The sequence below is a fragment of the Turicimonas sp. TL08 genome (genome assembly GCF_054660695.1).
In genome coordinates, this window is record NZ_BAAGDP010000087.1 from 1 (window position 1) to 296 (window position 296).

A 296-nucleotide genomic window follows, 5' to 3' on the forward strand; every position below is an offset into this window, starting at 1 on the left:
TGACCAAGGATGGTATTCTTTCAAGACAATGTTGGCTTACAAGCTGGAAGAAAGAGGAGGGTTGCTGGTATTGGTTTCTCCGAAAAATACGAGCAGAACTTGTCCGAATTGCGGATATATTTCGGCAGAAAATAGGCGAACGCAAGCACATTTTTCCTGCATTAAATGTGGATACAAAGAAAATGCCGATGTCGTGGGAGCGATAAATGTATTAAGGGCGGGACACGCCCGGTTAGCCTGTGAAATGAACGGTGCAGTAAGGCCGTTGTCAGCAGGAACCCAACGAGACCTTCTAC

The 296-nt window shown here is 46.3% G+C and carries 1 protein-coding gene; it reads left to right on the forward strand.

Features of this window, described 5'->3' with window-relative positions; all coding sequences use genetic code 11:
• A partial coding sequence (locus ACYQ4O_RS13060) for a zinc ribbon domain-containing protein (RefSeq protein WP_460175886.1) occupies window positions 1-296 on the forward strand: 296 nt, incomplete at both ends.